Origin of the sequence: Synechococcus sp. W55.2, assembly GCF_047461635.1 — a bacterium.
In the GTDB taxonomy this organism is placed as follows: Bacteria; Cyanobacteriota; Cyanobacteriia; order Thermostichales; family Thermostichaceae; genus Thermostichus.
In genome coordinates this window covers 1-17,006 of the sequence record NZ_JANSHM010000018.1, presented here as the reverse complement: position 1 = coordinate 17,006, position 17,006 = coordinate 1, and the positions used below count along the sequence as shown (strand labels likewise).

Annotated in this window: 12 protein-coding genes; 5 read left to right on the top strand and 7 right to left on the bottom strand. The window is 60.7% G+C overall.

The window, feature by feature from the left end; all coding sequences use genetic code 11:
* Window positions 1-74: 74 nt before the first annotated feature.
* Window positions 75-1,499, bottom strand: coding sequence for a type I glutamate--ammonia ligase (gene glnA, locus NW828_RS05570; RefSeq protein WP_414382284.1), 1,425 nt, complete (start codon window positions 1,497-1,499; stop codon window positions 75-77).
* A 465-nt stretch (window positions 1,500-1,964) separates the two neighbouring features.
* Between glnA and trxB the strand changes: the two genes are divergently transcribed.
* Window positions 1,965-3,395, top strand: a complete 1,431-nt coding sequence (trxB, locus tag NW828_RS05565) for a thioredoxin-disulfide reductase (protein WP_414382281.1) — start codon at window positions 1,965-1,967, stop codon at window positions 3,393-3,395.
* An 86-nt stretch (window positions 3,396-3,481) separates the two neighbouring features.
* Here the strand turns inward: trxB and purL are convergent, their stop codons facing one another.
* The 3 genes from purL to psaM form a co-directional block, all read right to left on the bottom strand.
* On the bottom strand, window positions 3,482-5,809 hold the full coding sequence (gene purL / locus NW828_RS05560) for a phosphoribosylformylglycinamidine synthase subunit PurL (protein WP_414382278.1): 2,328 nt from the start codon (window positions 5,807-5,809) through the stop codon (window positions 3,482-3,484).
* 12 nt (window positions 5,810-5,821) lie between these two features.
* Complete coding sequence (recG, locus tag NW828_RS05555; protein ID WP_414382321.1) at window positions 5,822-8,335, bottom strand: ATP-dependent DNA helicase RecG; 2,514 nt, start codon at window positions 8,333-8,335, stop codon at window positions 5,822-5,824.
* Window positions 8,336-8,541: 206 nt separating this feature from the next.
* A complete protein-coding gene (gene psaM / locus NW828_RS05550; protein ID WP_011434349.1) occupies window positions 8,542-8,634 on the bottom strand; it encodes a photosystem I reaction center subunit XII in 93 nt (30 codons plus the stop codon).
* 347 nt (window positions 8,635-8,981) lie between these two features.
* Between psaM and glyA the strand changes: the two genes are divergently transcribed.
* The 3 genes from glyA (at window position 8,982) to NW828_RS05535 (ending at window position 12,106) form a co-directional block, all read left to right on the top strand.
* Complete coding sequence (gene glyA, locus NW828_RS05545) at window positions 8,982-10,307, top strand: serine hydroxymethyltransferase (protein WP_414382318.1); 1,326 nt, start codon at window positions 8,982-8,984, stop codon at window positions 10,305-10,307.
* A gap of 24 nt (window positions 10,308-10,331) precedes the next feature.
* On the top strand, window positions 10,332-11,441 hold the full coding sequence (locus NW828_RS05540; protein WP_414349946.1) for a glycosyltransferase family 4 protein: 1,110 nt from the start codon (window positions 10,332-10,334) through the stop codon (window positions 11,439-11,441).
* A gap of 98 nt (window positions 11,442-11,539) precedes the next feature.
* Window positions 11,540-12,106: a hypothetical protein gene (locus tag NW828_RS05535; RefSeq protein ID WP_414382275.1), complete on the top strand. Its 567-nt coding sequence runs from the start codon at window positions 11,540-11,542 to the stop codon at window positions 12,104-12,106.
* A 5-nt stretch (window positions 12,107-12,111) separates the two neighbouring features.
* Here the strand turns inward: NW828_RS05535 and NW828_RS05530 are convergent, their stop codons facing one another.
* Window positions 12,112-12,639: an adenine phosphoribosyltransferase gene (locus NW828_RS05530; RefSeq protein WP_011434353.1), complete on the bottom strand. Its 528-nt coding sequence runs from the start codon at window positions 12,637-12,639 to the stop codon at window positions 12,112-12,114.
* Window positions 12,640-12,849: 210 nt separating this feature from the next.
* Between NW828_RS05530 and NW828_RS05525 the strand changes: the two genes are divergently transcribed.
* A complete protein-coding gene (locus NW828_RS05525; RefSeq protein ID WP_414382272.1) occupies window positions 12,850-13,287 on the top strand; it encodes a hypothetical protein in 438 nt (145 codons plus the stop codon).
* A gap of 45 nt (window positions 13,288-13,332) precedes the next feature.
* Here NW828_RS05525 and NW828_RS05520 read toward each other — a convergent pair whose 3' ends face one another.
* Together NW828_RS05520 and NW828_RS05515 are read right to left on the bottom strand one after the other, a co-directional pair.
* The gene (locus NW828_RS05520; RefSeq protein ID WP_414382269.1) at window positions 13,333-15,282 is read right to left on the bottom strand and encodes an NHL repeat-containing protein; all 1,950 of its coding nucleotides are present in this window, start codon (window positions 15,280-15,282) and stop codon (window positions 13,333-13,335) included.
* A gap of 322 nt (window positions 15,283-15,604) precedes the next feature.
* Window positions 15,605-16,813 carry a peptidase C39 family protein gene (locus tag NW828_RS05515; protein WP_414382267.1) on the bottom strand — a complete coding sequence of 403 codons (1,209 nt, stop codon included), beginning with the start codon at window positions 16,811-16,813 and terminating at the stop codon, window positions 15,605-15,607.
* Window positions 16,814-17,006 lie beyond the last annotated feature (193 nt).

Genomic DNA, 17,006 nt, shown 5'->3' with positions numbered 1-17,006 from the left:
AATTGAGGGGTGCTATTTCCTCGGAAAAAAACGGGATCCCATCAGGGATCCCGCTGCAGAATCGGCCACACCGTCTAGGCGTCGAAATAGAGGGCGAACTCGTAGGGGTGAGGCCGCAGATTCATGGGGTTGATCTCGTTGTCGATCTTGTACTCGATATAGGTCTGGATCAGATCCTCAGTAAAGACACCGCCCTCTAGCAAGAAGGCATGATCCTTCTGCAGGTTTTCCAGGGCATCCAGCAGGGATCCAGGCGTGGAAGGGATCTTGGCCAGCTCTTCCGGCTCCAGATCGTAGATATCTTTGTCCAAGGGCTCGCCGGGATGGATCTTATTCTTGATCCCGTCCAGGCCAGCCATCAGCATGGCCGAAAAGGCGATGTAGGGGTTGCAGGTGGCATCCGGGCAGCGGAACTCCAGACGCTTGGCCTTGGGATTGTTGCCGGTCACCGGAATGCGAATGGCAGCGGAACGGTTGCCCTGGGAGTAAGCCAGGTTCACCGGCGCCTCGAAGCCGGGCACCAAGCGCTTGTAGGAGTTGGTGGTGGGGTTGGTGAAGGCCAGGATTGCCGGGGCATGCTTGAGCAGGCCACCGATGTAGTAGAGAGCTGTCTCGCTCAGGTTGGCATAGGTGCCTTCGCTGTAGAACAGGGGCTGGCCATCCTTCCAGAGGGACTGGTGGGTGTGCATGCCAGTGCCGTTGTCGTTAAATAGGGGCTTGGGCATGAAGGTGACGGTTTTGCCGTGCTTGCGGGCCACGTTCCGGATCACGTATTTGTAAACCATCATGTAGTCGGCAGCCGTGATCAGATCGGCAAAGCGATAGCCCAACTCCCCTTGCCCGCCGGTAGCCACCTCGTGGTGATGCTTCTCGATGGGCACCCCCAACTTGCCCATGGTCAGCAGCATCTCGGTGCGGATGTTTTGATGGGCATCGGTGGGCGGGGCCGGGAAATAGCCCTCTTTGTAGCGAGGCTTGTAGCCCAGGTTGCCACCTTTCTCCTCGCGGCCCGAGTTCCAGCGACCTTCGATGGAATCCACGAAGTAGTAGGCCGAGTTTTGGGTTTGGTCGAAGCGAACATCCTCAAAAATGAAAAACTCCGCTTCCGGCCCGAAGTAAGCCGTATCGGCAATGCCCGTCGATTGCAGATATGCAACGGCACGGGCGGCAAGGCTGCGGGGACAGCGGCTATAGGGCTGGCCAGTGCGCGGCTCAACAATGCTGCAAGTTATGCTGAGGGTGGGCACCTCCAGAAAGGGATCGATCCAAGCCGTTTTGGGATCCGGCACCATGTACATGTCCGACTCGTTGATCGCTTTCCAGCCCCGGATACTGGATCCGTCAAAGGGAAGCCCCTCGGTGAAGGTTTCTTCCTTGATCATCGAGGTGTGGAAGGAAACATGCTGCCAGGTGCCAAAGATATCCACAAACTTGAGATCCACTATCTGGACGTTGTTGTCCTGGATCATCTGAAGCACTTCTTGGGGCGTGGATGCCATTACTCTCTCCTGATTGGGTTGCGGTTAAGACTGGGGGAACTGTGGCTGAAACAAATGGGATCCCAGCAGGTGATCCCCACGCTTCGACCCAGACAGGCCAAAAACGCTCACTCATCCTAGAAAGGCCAACACGGGTATTTTGTAGTTTCTGATACAAAATTCATTTGAGCTCCGCTTTCTGACCAAGACCAAATTGCTGGCCATCTCAGACACCTCTTTTCCTTCTGGCTTGGGTCAACCGGGATTGGGTGTTGGGGATCCAAAACTTGGGCAATGGCCGCCACCCTGCCAACCTCTGGGCAGAGATAACCCTATGGGATGGGCAAAAAAGGCCCCAATGGCCTGAGGCGAGCGAAAATGAGGCTAATAGGCCTCGGCCTCGACCGGTTCGCCAAGGGGTGTTAAGCTAAAGCGTAGTCGTTATGAGTTTGGCTTTTATTCCCATTGCAGAAGGAGAGACATCGGATGACAGAGCAAAGTCGGGTTGAGAATGTGGTGATTATCGGCTCCGGCCCTGCTGGGTTTACAGCAGCCATTTACGCTGGGCGTGCCAACCTGAAGCCGGTTGTGTTTGAGGGGTTCCAGGCGGGCGGGATCCCGGGCGGGCAACTGATGACCACCACCGAGGTGGAGAACTTTCCGGGCTTTCCCGAGGGCATCACCGGCCCCCAACTGATGAAGAACATGCGGGCTCAAGCGCAGCGGTGGGGGGCAGAACTTTACACCGAAGATGTCACCTTTGTGGATTTAAGCCAGCGGCCTTTTGTCGTCCGTTCTGACGAGCGGGAATTGCGCACCCACAGCCTGATCATCGCCACCGGGGCCACAGCCAAGCGCCTACACCTGCCGGGGGAGGAGACCTACTGGAACCGGGGCATGTCAGCTTGTGCTGTCTGCGATGGGGCTATGCCCATGTTCAGAGGGGTGGAATTGGTGGTGATCGGCGGCGGCGATACTGCCTGTGAGGAGGCCACCTACCTGACCAAGTTTGGATCCCACGTGCACATGCTGGTGCGCAGCGACAAAATGCGGGCCAGCAAGGCCATGCAGGATCGTGTTCTCAACAATCCCAAGATTACCGTGCACTGGCACAGCGAAGCGGTGGAAGTGGTGGGGGATGGTCTGCGTCTGACCGGGGTGAAAGTGCGGAACAACCAAACCGGCGAAACACGCGAGATGTCAGTGGGTGGCCTATTTTATGCCATTGGCCACAAGCCCAACACCGACTTGTTCAAAGGACAACTGGAACTGGATGAAGTCGGCTACATCGTCACCCGCCCGGGATCCGTGGCCACCAGTGTGGAGGGGGTGTTTGCCGCCGGCGACGTGCAGGATCACGAGTTTCGTCAGGCGATTACCGCTGCCGGCACCGGCTGTATGGCGGCCATGTTGGCAGAGCGCTGGCTCTCGGAACACGGCTTGGCCCAGGAGTATCACGTCCTTCCCCAAAGCCATCCTGAACCCAGCCCTGCTGCGACTTCTGCGGCAGAGTCTGCTGGGGATCCTGCTGTTGAGGAGGCCAGCTTTGAGGAAAATGGACAGGATGACTTAGACTTCAGCAAGACTTGCCATGAGGGGAGCTATGCCCTGCGGCGACTCTACCACGAAAGCGACCGCCTGCTCATGGTCAAGTACACCGCCCCCACCTGTGCCCCTTGTCATGCCCTCAAGCCGATCTTGAACAAGATCATCGATGAGTTCTCGGACAAGCTGCACGTGGTGGAGATCGATATTGAGAAAGATCCGGAGATTGCAGAGGCAGGGGGGGTGGCGGGCACCCCGACGGTGCAATTTTTCAAAAACAAGACGCTGGTGGCCCAGTTGGTGGGCGTTAAGCCCAAATCCCAATATCGAGAGGTGATCCAGGCCAATTTGTGTGAGGAAAAATCCCCCTAAGGATGTTGTCCTCTCCAACCTCTGGCCCCTCTCCCCAAGGGAGAAGGGAGCTGGGCGCAGAAAACGGTTTCCCAACCGAGGCTCAGCTAGTCCGAAAAGGCACCGTGGTAGGCGGCCTGCATGGCTGCCAAAGACACCACCAGTAAGGGATCCTCTTCTGCCGTCCTTAAGAGCAGGGGATCCGCAGGGGATCCCACCTCTCCCAAAAGCTGCCACTGGCCGGCAAGCTGCGCTTCTAAGTAGGCTTCCCAAGCAGAGCGCTGGGCCGGATCCACAGAAACCAGGATGCGGCTGGATCCCTCGCCAAACAGGGCCTGATCCCAGCGCAAGGATCCAGGAGCCAGGGAGAGGGTTGCGCCGCGGCCTCCGCTCAAACAGGCTTCTGCCAAAGCCACAGCCAATCCCCCCTCGCTGCAGTCGTGGGCAGAGCGCACCCAGCCCTGGCGGATTCCATGGCGACAGGCAGCTTGCACCCGCTTTTCCAATTCCAGATCCACTGGCGCGGGCCGGCCCGTAACTTGCTGGTGGATGACCGCCAAATACTCGCTGCCCCCCAAGCTGGTGAGGGCCTGGGATCCCAGGAGGTAAATGAGATCCCCTTCTTGCTGCCACCCCTGGCCACAGATGCATTTCAAGTCGGGAATAAGACCCACCATGCCAATGACAGGGGTAGGGTAGATAGCCTGCGATCCCTGGGGGGTGAGGGTCTCGTTGTAGAGAGAAACGTTTCCCCCCGTTACCGGCGTACCGAGGGCACGGCAGGCATCTCCAATCCCCCGACAGGCCAGGGCCAGCTGCCAGTACACCACCGGGTTTTCGGGATTGCCAAAGTTAAGGTTATCGGTAACAGCTAGGGGATCGGCCCCCACACAGGTGAGGTTGCGGGCAGCTTCCGCCACGGCTGCCTTGGCCCCCTCGTAGGGATCCAAATACACCCAGCGGCCATTGCCATCCAGGGTGGCAGCGATGGCCTTGCGGGAAGCTCGCAGGGGCGGCACCTCGCCCACGCCAAACTTTTGGGAACGGATGCGGATAACCGCCGCATCTCCCTGGCCCGGCCAAAGGACGGTGTTGTTTTGCACCTGGTGGTCGTATTGGCGATAGATCCAGGCTTTGCTGGCCAGGGTGGGGCTGGCCAAAAGCTGCAGCAGCACCTCTTTCCATGCCAGCGTTGCCTGAGCGAGGTGGATCCCCTGGCAATCACAAGGGGGTAGAGTGGCGGGATCCCATTGCCACGCTGCCTGCACGTAGGCTGGCGGCTCTGGCAACACCGGACGGACATAGACGGGGGTGTCTTCGGCCAAAGCCCGCGCCGGCACCTGCACCACGCAGGATCCCTGGTGCCAGATCTCCACCAGCGGCTCGGCAATGACTTCCCCGGCCACACTAGCTTGCAAACCCCAGCGGTGGAAGATCTCCATCACCTCCGCCTCGCGGCCTTTTTGCACCACCAGCAGCATCCGCTCCTGGGATTCCGAGAGCAGGTATTCCCAGGCAGCCATGCCGCTTTCCCGCGCCGGCACTCGGTCGAGGTCAAAGCGGATCCCCACCCCTCCCTTGGCGGCCATCTCCGCGGTGGAGCAGGTGATCCCGGCTGCCCCCATATCCTGGGCAGCCACCACAGCTCCTGTGGCAAAGGCCTCCAGACAGGCCTCGATGAGACATTTGCCCAGGAAGGGATCCCCCACCTGCACCGCCGGCAGATCCCGTTGGGAGTGCTCCCCAAGTGAGGACTCCGTCCCGCTGACGCGAACGGCGCTGGCAAAGCTGGCCCCGCGGATCCCATCCCGCCCTGTAGTGGAGCCTACATACAAAACGGGATTTCCCACCCCTTGGGCTGCAGATTTGACAACCGTAGGGGTCTCCAGCAGCCCCAGGGCCATGACGTTGACCAAGGGATTGCCGCTGTAGCAGGGATCCACCGCCACTTCTCCCCCCACTGTGGGTACCCCGACACAGTTGCCGTAGTGGGCGATCCCTTCCACCACCCTGGCCATGAGGCGGCGGTTGCGGGGATCTGTTAGCGGCCCAAAGCGCAGCGAGTTAAGCAGGGCAATGGGACGGGCGCCCAGGGTAAAGATATCCCGCAGGATCCCTCCCACACCTGTGGCCGCCCCCTGAAAGGGCTCCACCGCTGAAGGATGGTTGTGGGACTCGATCTTAAAAGCCAGCCAATCCCCCTCCCCCAAATCCACCACCCCGGCATTTTCCCCCGGCCCCACCACCACCCGCTCTCCGGTGGTGGGAAAGTTTTTCAGCAGAGGGCGGGAGTTCTTGTAGCAGCAGTGCTCCGACCACATCACCCCAAACATGGCCAGCTCCGTGGGGTTGGGATCCCGTCCCAGCTGCTGCTGGATCTTCTGGTATTCGTCTGGGGAAAGGCCGTGGGCCTTTAAGTCTTCGAGGGTATACATCGCCTATAGCCATTAGGTCAGCAGCCCAGGGCCCAGGAGACGGGCCTGCCGCTCTTCCAGTATGCGGCTTAAGGGGGGCCACCGCTTCAAGTCGGGGTCAAGGGCCAGGAGCTGTTCTGCCGCTTGGCGGGCCAGGTGCAGCACCTCTTGATCGTCCATGAGGCTGGCCAGGGCAAAATCCGGCAGCCCCGACTGGCGGGTACCCATCACTTCCCCCGGCCCCCGGAAGCGCAGATCCATCTCGGCAATGAAAAACCCGTCGTGGGATTGCTCCAGCACCTTCAGCCGCCGCAGAGCATCTTCTCCTTTGGATCCCGTCATCAAGATGCAATAGGCTTGGTCGGATCCCCGTCCTACCCGCCCCCGCAGTTGGTGCAGTTGGGAGAGCCCAAAGCGCTCCGCATGCTCCACCAGCATCACCGAGGCATTGGGCACATCTACCCCCACCTCCACCACCGTGGTAGAGACCAGAATATCCAGCTCCCGCCGGCGAAAGGCCGCAATGACAGCTTCCTTCTCGCTACTGGTCAAGCGCCCGTGCAGCAGGCCCACCCGAAATTGGGGGAAGACCTTTTCCTGCAGACGCTGGTGTTCCTCGATGGCAGATTTGAGATCCAGCTTCTCCGACTCTTCAATCAACGGCAGCACCACGTAGGCCTGCCGCCCTTGGGCAATTTCCCGCTCGATAAGCCGCATCACCTGCAGGCGATCCCCTGGCCGGGCCACCAGGGTGTGCACGGGCTTGCGCCCCGGCGGCAGCTCGTCAATTTGGGTAACATCCAGATCCCCATGCAGGGCCAGGGTGAGGGTGCGGGGGATGGGGGTGGCGGTCATAGTGAGAACATCGGGGTGATCCCCTTTCTGTTGCAGAGCGGCCCGCTGCTCCACGCCAAAGCGGTGCTGCTCGTCGATGACCACCAAGCCCAGGTTGCGAAACTGCACTGCCGGCTGGATGAGAGCATGGGTGCCCACCACCAAGGGCAATTCCCCGGTCTGCAACTGCCGCAGGATCTCCCGGCGCTTAGCAGGGGGCGTGGATCCAGTCAACAGTTCGACGGGCACCTGCAGCTGGCTTAGCCATTCCACCAACTTGCGGTAGTGTTGCTCGGCCAAGACCTCGGTGGGAGCCATCAGGGCCGTTTGCCAGCCGGATTGAATGGCTGCCAGCAAAGCCGCCACCGCCACCACGGTTTTGCCGGATCCCACATCCCCTTGGAGCAGGCGGTTCATGGGCAAGGGATCCCGCAGATCCGCTAGGATCTCGTCGATGGCCCGCTGCTGGGCAGCGGTAAGCTGAAAGGGCAGGATTTGGTAGAAGCGATCCAACAGCTCCCCTCTAGCCGGCTGGTAACGAGGTATGGCCTGAGCTTGGGCACGATAGCGGTGTCGCCGCTGCAATAGGCTTAGTTGTAGGTAGAAAAACTCATCGAACACCAGCCGCCGCCGGGCCTGGGCCAGCAGCTCTCGGGTCTCAGGAAAGTGGATCTGCTGCAGGGCAACAGGCAAGTCCAAAAGCTGCAACTGCCGCTTGAGATCCGCCGGCAAGGGATCCTCCACCAAGGCCGCCGCCGGCAAAGCCAGTTGCACCGCCTTGCGCACCAGATCGGCGGGGATCCCTTCTGAGAGAGGGTAAACTGGCAAGATCTTGCCCAGCCTGTCCAGCTCCTCGCCCTCTCCCCCCAGGACCTCCAGTTGCGGGTTATCCAGCGTTAGGCCCAACCGGCCCTTTTTGACCAGGCCGCTGGCAGCCACCAGGGCCCCCTTGGGGTATTGCCGCTCCAGGGAAGCTTGCCAACTGCGCTGGGCAAACTGCCGCCCGCTGTAGAAGCGGCTGAGGGTAATTACACCACTTTTGTCGGCAATCTTTAGGTTGAAGATGGTCAGCGAGGGATTCTTAGGGCTGGTAAAGCAACTGCAACTTTTCACCGTCCCTACAAGGGTAACGGTCTCCCCCACCTTGGCTTGGCGGATGAGCACCCGCCGGGAATAGTCCAGGTAGTCGCGGGGGAAGTAGTAGAGGGCATCCCGCACGCTGTGTAGGCCCAGTTGTGCCAGTTTCTCCGCTGACTTGGGACCAATGCCTTTGAGAAACTGCAGCGGCTGCTCCAGGCTGAGGCCGGCGGGGAGAGATGGGGAAATCGTGCTCCGCCCTGCCTCTGGGGGGGTTGTTGCTACGCCTACGGCAGGGAAACCAGAGCGCTGTGGCAACGAGGCTGCAAACGAGCCAGGTTGGTGGGAACTCGGTCGGGACAGCTCTTGCTGACGTCGGACTCGCTCCAGCCAGCGGCGGGTTTCGGCCACCAGGTGCTGGCGTTCGGGCAGCTCCAGCTCGGAATACAGGGTATAGCGGGATCCCAGTTCTTTCCATCGCCGCCGGTCATCTCCACTCAGCGCCCAGTCAGAGGGGGGATCCTGTCCGAACACACTCCCCAAGAATTGGGAGAAGGTCTGCTCTCGCCCCCGCAGGTCGGTAAACCCCACCTCTGCTTCTAGGGAAAGGGCGCGCTGAAGCCGCTGTAGATCCACCTGGCTCAAGTTGCTTGGCTGCCGGGAGTGCTCCTTATCAATCCAACTTTAGCCAACAACGGCAGGACAACCGAAGGAGTGCAGCAGCGCAAGCCACACCTTCCATTCCTTGATAAAGAAAAAAGCCTGCCTTATTACTCCGCAACACTGTCGTGACGGGGCAGGCCGAAGGGATCCAGAGGCACTTTTTGGGAGATGCAGGAGCTTTAGCTGCGGGCCAGGGCGGATCCCAAAAGCAGAGCCATCACTGCCGGCACCAAGGCAATCGCCAGGATGGTGAAAACTTGTGCGTCCGTCATAACCAACTCCCTAACAGTGGAATTGCACAAAAGTTAGCCCCCTCACTCTACCGTAGCTTGAGGGGTAGCCTTGACACCGAGAAGAAAAGCTCAACATTCTTTACAAAGCAGCCCTTGCCCATCCCGCTTGACCGTGGCTCCCAGATCCTCTGCTTGGATCGATTGACATTCTCCCCACCCCTAAAGCAAGGGATTCTTTCTCAGTTTTGGGGTTTTACCCCAGGCAGAAAGGCCGGGGCCTGCGCTGCTGGTTTGCGGGTCATGCTACGATGTTGCTCCGCAACGCCGTCGCGACGGCGAAGCAGTTCTTGCCCATTTCTCCTGCGAAGTTCGGTCTTGGCGTCATCATGGTAGCTGCTCCACAAAGTCTGACCACCCCACGGGATAGCTTGGCCATCCTGGCGGAAACGGATCCCGTTGTTTACCGCCTGATCCAGGAAGAGCTCAACCGGCAGCGGGATCACCTGGAGATGATTGCCAGCGAGAACTTCACCTCTCCTGCCGTCTTGGTAGCCCAGGGCTCGGTGCTCACCAACAAGTATGCAGAAGGGCTGCCGGGCAAGCGCTACTACGGCGGCTGCGAGTTTATTGACGAGATTGAACAACTGGCCATTGACCGGGCTAAGCAACTCTTCGGGGCAGCCCACGCCAATGTGCAGCCCCACTCGGGGGCGCAGGCCAATTTCGCCGTTTTCCTGGCCCTGCTGCAGCCAGGAGACACAATTATGGGCATGGATCTGGCCCACGGCGGCCACCTTACCCACGGCTCCCCGGTAAACGTCTCCGGCAAGTGGTTCCGCGTGGTGCACTACGGGGTGCATCCGCAGACGGAGCGGATTGATTTTGACCAAGTGCGGGATCTGGCCCTGCAGCACCGGCCCAAGCTGATCATCTGCGGCTACTCTGCCTATTCGCGGACAATTGACTTTGCCGCTTTCCGCGCCATTGCCGACGAGGTGGGGGCCTATCTTCTGGCCGACATTGCCCACATTGCCGGCTTGGTGGCCACTGGACATCACCCCAACCCCGTGCCCCTCTGCGATGTGGTGACCACCACTACCCACAAGACGCTGCGAGGGCCGCGCGGGGGACTCATTCTCACCCGCGACCCAGAATTGGGCAAAAAGCTGGATAAGGCAGTGTTCCCCGGCAGCCAGGGGGGGCCGCTGGAGCATGTTATTGCTGGCAAGGCGGTGGCCTTTGGAGAAGCCCTGCAGCCCAGCTTTGCCCAGTACTCGGCCCAAGTTATCGCCAATGCCCAAGCCCTGGCGGGATCCCTGCAACGGCGAGGCATTCGACTGGTTTCCGGGGGCACCGACAATCACCTGATGTTGCTGGATCTGCGCTCGGTTTCGGCGGTGCTGGAAAAAACTGGGGCGGCGGATCCGGTAATGACGGGCAAACGGGCGGATCGGCTGATGGGGGAGATCCACATCACCGCCAATAAGAACACCATTCCCTTCGACCCACAGCCGCCCTTTGTAGCTAGCGGCCTGCGTCTGGGATCCCCAGCCTTGACCACCCGCGGCTTGGGGCCAGTAGAATTTGAAGAAATTGGGGAGATCATCGCCGATTGTCTGTTTCAGCCTGAGGAGCCTGCTGTATTGGAAGAGTGTCGCCAGCGGGTGGCTCAGCTCTGTCGTCGTTTCCCCCTCTACCCCCACTTGGGATAACCGCAATCCTCGCCACGGCTTGCTATGCCCTACTTGGTTGCCTTTCTGGCTGCTGCCTGTGTGGTTCTGTGGGCAACCCCGGTGGTGAAGGCGGTCGGGATCCGCAGTGGCCAGTTGGACTTTCCCGACGAGCGCAAGATCCACCAGCAACCGATGGTGCGCCTGGGGGGGGTTTCCATCTTTTTTGGCAACTTGGTGGCCCTGCTGTTGCTCTGGGGAGCCGGAGCTTTTGGGGGCTTGCGCACCGAGCAGGAGTACGAGATTTGGGGGGTGACGATCGGTGGGGTTTTGTTTTTTTTGATTGGCCTGGCGGACGACCTGTTTCACCTGTCGCCTTTTTCCCGCTTGTTGATGCAATTCGGCGTGGCTGCTGCCGCTTGGGGAGTAGGGGTGCGCATTGAGTTCATCAGTCTGCCCGGGAGAGGGATCTGGCCCTTTCCGGTGTGGTTGAGCCTGCTGATTACCCTGTTCTGGCTGGTGGGGATGGCCAACGCCATCAACTTCATGGACGGGCTGGATGGGCTGGCGGCAGGGGTGTCGGGAATCGCGGCAGTGGTGATGCTGATCGTAACCCTGCTGCTGGATCGACCGGCGGCGGCCATGCTGGCGGCGGCCTTGGCGGGGGCTTGCCTAGGCTTTTTGCGCTACAACTTCAACCCAGCGCAGATCTTCATGGGGGACGGGGGGGCCTATTTTTTGGGCTTTACCCTGGCTGGGATCGGGGTGATCGGGGTGGCCAAGGGGGTGACCACGCTGGCAGTGGCTCTGCCTTTCTTTATCTTGGCGGTGCCGATCCTGGATATGTCCACCGTAATCCTCAAGCGGCTGGCCAGGGGGAAGTCGCCTTTCCATCCCGACAAAGGCCACCTGCACCACCGTCTGCTCAAAGCCGGCCTATCCCATCGGCATTCAGTGCTGCTCATCTACGCCATGACCCTCTGGGGGGGATCCCTGGCCTTGGCCTTGGCGGGCTTGCCAGCAGGGGGCACCTACCTGGGCGGGGCCTCGCTGGTGTTGGCAGGGGTGGCTTGGGGGGCTTGGCAACGGCAACGAGCTTTGCCCTCGGAGGACAGGCCCGAACAGGAATATGTTGCTCCGCAATGCTGTTGCGACCAGGAATGTAAAGAAGATTGAGCTGGGCTTGTTCTCCATCGCTCGCCTGCCTAGACTGGAGGCGCTCTATATTTGTTGTTTTTTGTTTTGTTGTTTTTTGTTTAGCTCTGTGTTGCCTCATGCGCCCCACACCTGAGTTGGCAGCTCTCCTGCGCCGCACCGCGGATCGTATCCAATCCCAACACTGGGGCTTCTGGGACTGGGAGTACTGCTGGCGGGACAGCACCCGCTGCAATTGCGGCCTGTTGGTGCGAGAAGCCCTGGGCTGGGCTCGGCAGCAACTCAGCCTGCGCATCCACCGCGGCACCTGGCGCTCCATCGCCCAAACCGCCTACCGAACTGTTGCCCTGGCCTTGAGGGATCCCTGGCAACTGGAGGGGCAGTGCGAGGCCACCGGCCTGCGGCTGGGGTATGTGTTCGAGAAAATGGCAGAGCTGGGGTTCGACCAACCGGAAGACTTTGCCGCCCTGGAGGAGCTGAGCGATCCCGTAATTCTGGCCCGCCTGGCGGAAAAAGGTGTGGAGCCAGCACAGCGCGACCAGGCGATCCATGTGGCGCTTTACATGCGGGAACTGGCGGACTGGATTGACGAACAACTGCAGGCGCAGGCTCAGATCAGCCGCTTGAGCCAACCTTTGCCCAAAACACCAGGGATCCTCGTCCAACAGTCGGTGCACCTTACTTGAGGAACTCAGTTGCCTTCCTCTACCATCACCACATGGGCAGGGATCCCAGGGGGAAGAGCCTTGCAGCCGGACAAAAAGGCCAGCTCGATTAAGAAGGCAAATCCCCCCACCTCAGCGCCGCTCTGGGCCACCAATTGGGCGGTGGCAGCGGCTGTACCCCCGGTGGCAATGACATCATCCACGATCAACACCCGCTCTCCAGGCCGCAGGGCGTGGGCGTGCAGTTGGAGCTGGTCTTGGCCGTATTCCAGGCTGTAAGTCTGGCTGAGCACCGGCGGCGGCAGTTTGCCTGGCTTGCGAACCGGGACAAAGCCCAAGCCCAGGTGTTGTGCCAAAGCAGCCCCTAAAATGAACCCCCGCGACTCGATGCCGACCACATAATCTAGGGATCCCATGCCGGTGGTGCCGGCGGCCAACTGTTCAATAGCCGCCCGGAAGCCTGCCGGATCCTGCAGCAGGGGGGTCATATCCCGAAAGAGGATGCCGGGTCTGGGAAAATCGGGCACCAAGCGAATGAGGGCTCGCAGATCCATCCTGTTTTCCTCGCTGGCCAGTGGCTTGCTGTTCGCGTTAGCGGGACGGAGTCCTCAAAGGACGCTCCAAGCAACCCATCATACTCGGTTAGCTAATGGGCAGATGGGATCCCTTTTGGTCAGTCTGGCAACGGGGAAGATTTTTTATAATTGGCAAGGCTAGGGGCCGCGGCTCACCTGGTCACCCATCTGTGAACTCGGAGACTTCTCATGCGTTATTACATGGCCATCGACTCCAATCCCCTAGCCAGTTTGCAGCTGGCTCTGTTTGGGGTGAGCAGCGAGGCGGCCTATGTCGATCTGCTGCAAGACAAGCTCATTGTGCGGGCGGGCAGCCTGTTCAACGAGACGTTCTCCTTGAGCGAGTTGGGGCGAGGGGAGCGCTTTCCCTGGCCCTGGTACTACGGGGTGGGCGTGCGCACCGATTTTCAGGGGATCGTTGGCCCGGTCACCAGCACCCAAGGGGTAATTGCCATTCCACTGGTGCAGGAAAAGCCTCTTTTTATTCCGTTGCTGGGGCCGGTGGGGCTGCAAGTGCCCTGCAAAAAGCTGGTCTTCAGCCTCAAAGATCCAGACACCTTCCTGGCCAACTTCAATCAGGGTCGCCCAGAGGTGAACGCCGGCCCGAAGAGTGTGGTGATTGAGTAGATGGGGATCCCTGTGAAACCTGAGAGACGGCGGCCTGTCAAGAGCCTACAGAGATCCCCCAGGGGTTGGGGTGACAGGCCCAGAAGCAACGCGGCTTATGCGACGCAAGCCCGGCAAGCCGGCATCCACCACCACCACACTGCCATCCGCTAAGACTACCAAGCCGGCAGGCTGCTCAAACCGGGCTGCCGAGGTGGGGCCATCCTGCCAACCGCGCTGATTCTGTCCGGCCAAGGTGGAAACTTGTCCCCCAGGCTGAAGACGACGAATGCGATGGTTATCTCGGTCGGCCACCCAGAGGTTGCCTGCCGCATCGAAGGCCAGCCCCCCCAGGGTTTGAAAACGGGCCTCTGCCAGGGGGCCATCCCGATAGCCTGGCTCTGCCCCGGAGAGGGTGGTCACTCGTCCGCCAGCAGAGAGCCGGCGCAGGCGATGTCCATCGGCAATCCAGAGGTTCCCCTCCTTATCCACCGCCAGAGCCGTGGGCTGCAGGAGCTGGGCCTGTTCTGCTGGGCCATCGACGGATCCCGGCTGGCCGGTGCCGGCAACCGTGGTCACTTCACCTGCAGGGGTGATGCGGCGGATGCGGCGATTGGCGCGGTCGGCAACGTAGAGGCTGCCATCTGAACCCAAAGCCAGCCCAGATGGCTCCCGGAACTGAGCTCGGTCAAGCCCCCCATCTCGGTATCCGGCTATACAAGTGCCGGCAAAGGTGCTCACCTGTCGTTGCAGGTTGATATAGCGCAGGCAATGGTTGCCGCTGTCGGCCACCCACAATCCCCCCTTGGGATCCCAGAGCAGCCCCTGTGGGGAGTCAAACTGAGCTTGATTGGCTGCTCCGTCGCGGCGGCCTGCTTGGCCTGTGCCGGCCCAAACTTCCAATTCCCCCTCTGGAGACAGCCGGAAGATGCGGTGCTGGGCTCTATCGGCTAAATAGAAGGCTCCTTCAGGATCCACAGCAATGCCGCTGATTTGCTGCAGGTAGATCCTGGACTCAGTGCCGGTGTTATCAGGGGCGTTGCCGACAGGATCTGCCGCGGGCGAGGTGCGGCCATCCAGCAAAGTTTCCACCACCCAGGCCGATGCTGCCGGAGCAGTGGGGGTGGGAGAGGGGCTGGGGGAAGGAGTAGCGGCAGGCCAATCGTAGACCAGAGTGCCCAACCCTTGCCCGGAAGCATCCGCAACGGCAACCCAAACTGAGCCGGAAAGAGAAGAAGGCGGCATCACCACCAAACGGTCACCGCTGCGGGAGCGAATTTCCCCCCTCAGGATGCGCTCGGGATTGGCTGCTGCAGCAAAGAGAACTGTTTCCACCCGCTCCAAATTTTCCCCTGAGAGCAGCAACGGCTGGCCAAGGGTGGGCGCTGCCGAGCTGGTGTGCAGCAGCGGTACCCCCACCTCAGAGAGCACCAACATAGAAAGGCGGCGCTGGCGCTCTGTGTCTTGGGGAGGACGGTTAGCACCGCCAGAACTCCCAGAGCGGGCAGAAAGGGTCAGGGATCCCTTCCCCTGCGCCAGAGTGGTGGATCCCCGATAGGCGATGGCGCTGAGCTCCGCTTCCCCGGCGGGAGGATTGGTGAAGGTGAAAGTGGCCGGTTGCCCCGGGCGCAGAGGGGCAGTGGCGGTTTGGCGATAGGTGCCCAGGGTAATGCTCAGGTCGATCCCTTCCACCCCCGGCCAGGTGGGGGTGCGGGCCAGCCAGCGATCCACCTCTGAGGCCGGTAGCTGGGCCACCAGATCGGATCCCTGTTCCTGAAGCAGCAGAACAATGCGGTTGCTGGGCACCGACAAGCCGGACTGGCGGGCTTGCTCGAAAGTCAGAGAAAGCGGGGAGGGAGGGAGAGGAGTTGGAGTTAAAACCGGCTGTAGGGCCGCAGGGGGAACAACGCTGGGAGACAGACTAGAAGAAGAAAGCTCGCCACAGCCCGAGAGAGCCAGCACCAAGGCACTCAGCGCAGGCCAAGGTAGCGGTGTCAGGGAAGCCCGTCGTGGCATGATGCAGCTCATCCCCTCCCACAAACTGGGAAATGGCGGAAACCCAAACCCCCACGCTTACCTTCATCAGCGTACAAACCGGCGAGAATTGCCCAGCACCCTCTCTGCCGCAGGAGCCACCTCGACCAATGCCTTGGCCCCTGAACCGCATTCCTATTCATGACCAACCATCCTCACCCGCAGGTGAGTCGCACTCCTCACTCCATCTATCCTTACTCAAATCCCCACCGAAAGACCAGATAGCAGTTTCAGCGGCCAGGAAATCATCCAGGCCATAGCGGTAGCGCTGTAAGTCGATGCTGCCCGCGTTCGCCCGGTTCGGCTATAGAGTGGGGACAGGCCATTCTCGCGGATGAATCAAGTAGACGGTACCCCCGGAGTGCTCCAGCCACAAGGACTCCAGCTGTTCGCGGCGGTAGGTACGGCGAACCTCTTCGTTGGTTTTGGCTGCCGGATCGTGGAGGATGGGATCCCCATGGCTAAACTGCTCCGCACCGCTGCCGCGAGCAAACCCCACCAGCACCGCCAAATGACCCTTGCTTTTGGGGATCGGCGCCCCTTCCAGTTCTCCCTCACCCCAAGCATAGCTGAGGACCACCGGAACCCCTGCCGCGATCCAGGCTTCTGCTTGGGCCAAGCTCTCCAGCCGCGCCACCACGCCGGACAAACCTTGCTCGGCAGCATGGGCGACGTTGAAAGCCCAGTTGCCATGGCCGTCGTAGACCCGGTCGTACACACCGGCCACCGCTGCGCGCACCAGCAGCTCACAGGGGCGGGGATCCCGCTTCCAGTAGGCCATCACCATCGCCAAAGAGGTGGGGCTACACCAGACCTCTCCCCCATCGGGGTACACCATCTGGGAGCACCAAGGCAGATCCAAGATTTTGCCCCAGCGGCTGGGATCCCCAGGGGATAGGCGGCTGGGCCTGACCGGCTCGTTGGAAATGGCAACTGCCACCTGATCCACAACGGCAGAACGGCCTGGCTCTTGCGTGAACAGGCGCACCCTGACCTGGAAGGCTTCTGCTCCGTTGAGGGTATCCTTGAGCACCAGCAAGTCCGTGTACAGGTTGCCATCCTCATCCCCTTGTCCTTGCACTGAGTGGCTGGCCAGAGTCAAGGGATCCGCAGCCCATACCCCGCCGTGATACCACTTTGTCCAGCGGTCTGAAAGCTTGGCCCGAATCCACAGTTCCAACCAGGTACCGGGGGGCGTGGTGGCATTCCAGGAAGCGATTGCCCCGACCATAGGGAAGCTGGTGAGGACTGCTGGGCTGGTGGCTTCTCCCACCCAGTAGGGGCCAAGGGGATAGAAAGGGCGCCCCCGATCGCGTAAGCGGGATGGAGTCCTTAGCGCCACCTCAGGCTCTTCAAGGCTGACTTCTTGCCGCAAACCCTCTGGATCCAAGATCAATTGCCCTCGGGCGTTCAGGCAGATCCCTTGGGTTGACCAGTCCTGAAACCCCTGAGCTTCTCCCGCCCGCCAGCGCTGAAACCCGGTGCGATAGGTGGAGTGGGTCTGGGCTTGCATCGTCAAGAGTCCTGGAAAAGTTGGAACAGGCTGGGCCAACGCGGGCAACCCCAGCAAGAGCAGCACAACCCCGCTGACCAGCCCAGGCAGCCCCTGCCGTTCGCGTAAGCGGGACGGAGCATGACTCTAGTCAATAATAAGCTCAACTATACTGAAAATAATGTATAATATGTTCAGTACGGATTACTACCAG